We start from the raw sequence: 4,917 nt of genomic DNA, 5'->3' as shown, positions 1-4,917 counted from the left end.
AAAGCTGGGATTTGAGGCGGATGGCCGGGTGATCGACGGGGAAGTCGTCTATAAGCTGGCGTATTAGAAGAGAAAAACAGAAAAGCCCGGGTATTTTCCATCAGGAGAATGCCCGGGCTTTTCTTGTTCATCAGTTGTTCAGTTCGATTTTCATCGCTTCCGCCATGAGTTTCGGGATGTCGGTGTTGTCGAACAAGCCGACGAATTTATCCGATTGCGGGCCGTAAGCGTAGATCGGCAGGTCGGTGCCTGTATGGGCAGAAGTTGTCCAGCCGACGAGAGCGCGGTCGCTGATCACTTCATTAATGGCGATTCCGGCTTGCTGCGCTTCTTTGATTTGGTTGATTTCCTCTTCTGTAAGTTCAAAGCCTGTGTAGGTTTCGACGACTTCTTTCACATTGCTGCGCGTGCCGTCCAGTTGACCGGCCATAAAATCACCTGTTGCCGTTACATCATGCAGGATATCGATGTTCAGGTCATAAAGGCCTTTCGAACCGACTGACATGCCGCCGGTTTCATGGTCACCGGCCACAACCACAAGTGTGTTGCGGTCTTTTTCCGCAAATTCAAGAGCAGCTTCCACGGCTTCGTCAAACGCCTGCGCATCGGTCATGGCCCAGGCTGCATCATGGGCATGTCCTGCCCAGTCGATCTGCGAACCTTCCACCATCAGGAAGAAGCCGTCTTTGTCCTGCTTCAGGGCATCGATGGCAGCCTCTGTCATTTCAGCCAGACTTGGCTCATCCGTTTCCCCGCGCTGAAGTTCAGGTGACATCGCATCATCTGCGAATAATCCAAGAATCTTGCCGCCATTGCTGTTTGCCAGCTCCTCACGATTTGTTACATACTGATAGCCATCTTTTTCTGCCTGTTCGATTAAATTTCCCTGTGTCTGTTTTCCGCCTTCTGAGGCAGGTAAGAAGTAGTCTTTGCCTCCCCCAAGCAAAACGTCAACACCATTTTCGAAATATTGGGGAGCGATCCCTGCTTCATTGCCGCGTGATGCGACACTTGCACCGAATACTGCAGGTGTTGCATGTGTAATGGTGGAAGTGGCGACCAGGCCTGTTGATTTTTTATTGGCTTCGGCTGCATCCAGGATGGAATCCACTTCTTTTCCTTCAGGTGTGACACCCACCATGCCGTTATTGGTTTTAACGCCGGTTGCCATGGCAGTGCCTGCCGCAGCGGAATCCGTCACTTCCGTATCAGCGGAATGGGTTTTCATCAATCCTTTTACATGAGGATCGAACGAGGAATCTTCTCCTTTGAACCAGCGGTAATTTGTTGCGTAGGCCGCATTGTAGCCATCCGGAATCATGTAGATGACGTTCCGTACTTTTCCATTGTGATGCGGATTGCCTGCCCAGTTTGGCTTTTTGGCTTCAGCTCCATCGAACTCCACACTCAGGTTAATGCCGGATAAAACGACTGCTCCCACTAGAGCGAATGTTGCAGCTTTCTTAAACATGATCATTTCCTCCTCGCGTTTTTTAAGTACAGGGATACGATAACAAGCGCATATTAAGAGGATGTAAGGTACATGTAAAAAGATATAAAAACAACAAAAATGGTATTTGTGTACTAAAAACAAGGGTTCAATCAGTTGCGCGATAAAATATTTCTCCTAACACACAACTCTGAAATTGTTGTTTTTCTGATTATTATTTCAGATTTTTCATATTTGGAAAAGCTGCAGTGCTGGCTGAGTGTCCAATTTCAGGACAACAGATTACAGGAAGGTGAAGATTACAAGTATTTGTTGTGTTTTTCTTTCGCAAAACCTTGTTGTAGGGAGCATCTAAAGAAGGTAATAATAATAGAAACGGAAAACCGCACCATATTATGGTCACAGTCCATAACTATAATTACCTAAACGACCGCTTTCTCCACCTCAGGGTACTCCTTTTATTTTCATGAGTAAAGAAACCGCAACAACTATCAAATCAATAAGAATATCCCGCCCTATAATGGAAGCAGAGGTGAAGATTATGAAGGATTATACAGAGTCCATGGTGGAGTGGATAGAGGAGCATCTGACCGGTACATTTTCCCTGGATGCGCTCTCGAAGTACATGGGGTATTCCCCTTATTATTGTTCGTTTAAATTTCATCAGGCAACAGGAGTGAGCATCCGGCGATATGTTCTGCTCCGGAAACTCTATTTGACGACAAAGGAATTAGCCGGCGGACGGAAAGTGATCGATGTGGCGGTTGCATACGGGTATTCGTCGCAGGAAGCTTACAGCCGGGCATTCAAATCCGTGTTTGGAATCAGTCCGGGGGATTTTCAGAACAATCAAAGGCCGGTTCAATCCTATGAGAAGCTGGCAGTCAGATCGAAAGGAGCGGAAAATAAAATGAACTTCAAAGAAGAGGTAACCCTGTTGCAAAACAGGAAAGCAGAATTGTTTGATGCCGATGTCCTGAATATTTTTAATGGCCAGAACATGTATGATGAATTCCATTCTAATAAATTGATGGGCGACTCGGATTATGCTCCATTCAATGAAGCGATGTGCGTGCACCCTGCTTCCAGGCCGGTATTCGATGAGCAATTTATCCGGCTTCGGGCGCAAGGACATCAAACCTCTGTGGAAAGTTATGAAAAAATAGTCATAGAGCCTTTAAAGCCTTTGTTTGAAAATCAATATAATTACATCGTCTTATGGTTTGGGGAAGACGTATTTTGCCAAATGAACCTGCTGACCTTACTGGCTTATCTGGAGCAGTCCGGTTACGGAGGCAGTGTATTTTTGAACAGCTTCCGGGATGACGAATTCAAAGTGGATCAGACAGAACTTTCTTTAGGCGGCTATTCAAAAGTGTATGAAGAGGTGATGCTGCAGCATCAGAAGCCATCAATGGAACTGCTGCCGGTCATGTATCAGGCTGTTGAACTGTACCTGAATATGCTCGCTAGAGATAACCGGGTGACGAAATATATTAAAAACCAGCCTCATCTTTCGGAAAAGGAATTGGTGAAACAATTGCTTTCTCTATTCCCTGAACTCGGTTACGGGGACACGCAATATATTGAATTGATCGGTCAGGTGCGCAATAAATAAAAAAGGCCTTTCAAAGGAAAAATACGCAGAAGTTCTATTGAAGGAAGGCGGGCGGATGAGAAGCTGCCGTTTCTAAAAATGACGTTTCCGCATCAGTTGATGAAGCTGATTTTGGTGGAGCAGATTTATAGGGCTTTTCAGATAATGAAGAATGAGTCCTATCATATGTGAGTTAATTCTTAAAAAGCATTTTTTAATCAAACAGTTATAACAATGAAATTGATCATGGGCTGGAGTATTGATGATGTGCACCTGCTTATAAGAATTAATTCAACAAAATATAAAAACACCTTTTAAGACTGAAAGCAGATTAATACTAATGAATCAGTTATGATATTAGCATTCAAGTCGTTACAGGGGGCCTCATAAATGAAAAAAGAGCCAATACCGAATGACGCTGTGAAAGTGATATTCGAGTCGGAAAGGTGTTATACACGACGCTTCATTGAAAGTGATCTTACAGATTTCATTTCTTACCGCAACAATCTCGAATGGATGAAATATCAATATTTCAAGGGCTTATCGCGGGAAGAATATGAAGACGCCCTGTTGAAGGAACCGTCAGTGGAAAGCGGAGTGCAATTGGCCATCATACGGAAAGCCGATCAAAAATTGCTCGGGGATGTCTACGTTAAAAAGGAAGAAAATCTATTCTGGATTGGCTCTACGGTGAGCCCCGTCTTTAAGAGGCAAGGGTATGCATACGAAATCGTCCGTTCACTGATTCTTTGGATCAGGCAGCAGGGTGATTACAATATCATGGCGGGGGCTGCGCCGGAGAATATCGCTTCTATCCGGTTATTGGAGAAATTGGGGTTTTCACTGGCGGAAGAGAGCAAGGTGGAAATGATTTATTCCTTGAATCCTGCAACCTTTTACGAATAAGCGCTGCCGGTTTCTCTCTTCATCACAACTATTGATATACTGAAAGAGCACCGGCAGCTGTGAAATGGCGTTTGTGCTATTTTTTAATGCATATCGCTTATTTTTAGCCAGAAAAGGGGTAAGGCACATGGCTTTCAAAGAAACCGTATATATAAAGGCACCGGTGGAAACCGTGTTTGCCATCGCAACAGACTTTAAATATGCTTCGAAGATTATGGACAATGTCGTAAAAGCGGAAAAATTGACAGAAGGGCCAGTGCAGGCAGGAACACAGATCATGGAACTCCGCAATGTCAGAGCCAGAGCAGTCGAAACGATCCTGCATGTCACTGAATTTATTGCCAATCAAAAATATACGGTGAAGAGCGAAAGTGCTGGCATGACTGTGGTATACGAGTATCTTTTCCAGGCTCAAGAGGACGGAACGACCGTCGATTTCAAAGGAACGATCCGTTCAAAAGGGATGAAGAACATGCTGATCAAGCCGTTTTTCGAAAAGATATTAAAAAAAGAAGACGAAAATCATTTGGTGAGATTGAAGGAATACATTGAACAGCAAAAGAGGGAAATCACATGATTGAATTCAAAGAGGTCGATCGTCATAATTTTTTCAATGTAATTGATTTGAAGGTAAGAGAGGAACAAAAGTCCTTCGTGGCGACGAATTTGTTCTCGCTCGCACAGGCCAAAGCATTTCCGGAATGTGTCTGCCTTGCCATCTACTATGACGATGTACTGGTCGGGTTTACGATGTACTGTCTGGACGCCGATGATAAGGAATATTGGATTTACCGCCTGATGATCGACGGAAAATTTCAGTCGAAAGGGTACGGGAAAGCGGCGATGGAGAAGCTGATTGACCGGATCAAAGAGGATAAAGAACATCAAATGATCTATTTAAGCTTTGAGCCGGAAAATGATTTGGCCAAGAAATTGTATGAAAAGCTGGGATTTGAGGCGGATG

5 protein-coding genes and 1 pseudogene are annotated in these 4,917 nt (G+C 44.3%); 5 read left to right on the top strand and 1 reads right to left on the bottom strand.

The features are described 5' to 3' along the window. Positions 1-130 precede the first annotated feature (130 nt). Entirely contained in the window at positions 131-1,471 is a 1,341-nt protein-coding gene (locus KW93_RS13400; RefSeq protein WP_033543540.1) for an alkaline phosphatase, read from the bottom strand. A 520-nt stretch (positions 1,472-1,991) separates the two neighbouring features. On the opposite strand from KW93_RS13400, the gene KW93_RS13395 reads away from it, so the two are divergent. From KW93_RS13395 to KW93_RS13380, 5 genes and pseudogenes are all read left to right on the top strand, one after another. Beyond that, a complete protein-coding gene (locus KW93_RS13395) occupies positions 1,992-3,068 on the top strand; it encodes a helix-turn-helix domain-containing protein (protein WP_033543539.1) in 1,077 nt (358 codons plus the stop codon). A 45-nt stretch (positions 3,069-3,113) separates the two neighbouring features. After that, a pseudogene (locus tag KW93_RS17190) lies at positions 3,114-3,239 on the top strand (23S rRNA (pseudouridine(1915)-N(3))-methyltransferase RlmH); the annotation flags it as partial. 198 nt (positions 3,240-3,437) lie between these two features. Continuing rightward, the gene (locus tag KW93_RS13390) at positions 3,438-3,953 is read left to right on the top strand and encodes a GNAT family N-acetyltransferase (protein ID WP_052131629.1); all 516 of its coding nucleotides are present in this window, start codon (positions 3,438-3,440) and stop codon (positions 3,951-3,953) included. A 127-nt stretch (positions 3,954-4,080) separates the two neighbouring features. Then, a complete protein-coding gene (locus tag KW93_RS13385) occupies positions 4,081-4,530 on the top strand; it encodes an SRPBCC family protein (RefSeq protein WP_033543538.1) in 450 nt (149 codons plus the stop codon). Continuing rightward, on the top strand, positions 4,527-4,917 hold a 391-nt coding region (locus tag KW93_RS13380; protein ID WP_033543537.1), incomplete at its 3' end, for a GNAT family N-acetyltransferase. The genes KW93_RS13385 and KW93_RS13380, both read left to right, overlap by 4 nt.

The organism is Planococcus sp. CAU13, assembly GCF_000775575.1.
Classification (GTDB): Bacteria; Bacillota; Bacilli; order Bacillales_A; family Planococcaceae; genus Planococcus.
The sequence above is the reverse complement of the archived record's forward strand: the minus strand, read 5'-3'. Positions and strand labels throughout refer to the sequence as shown.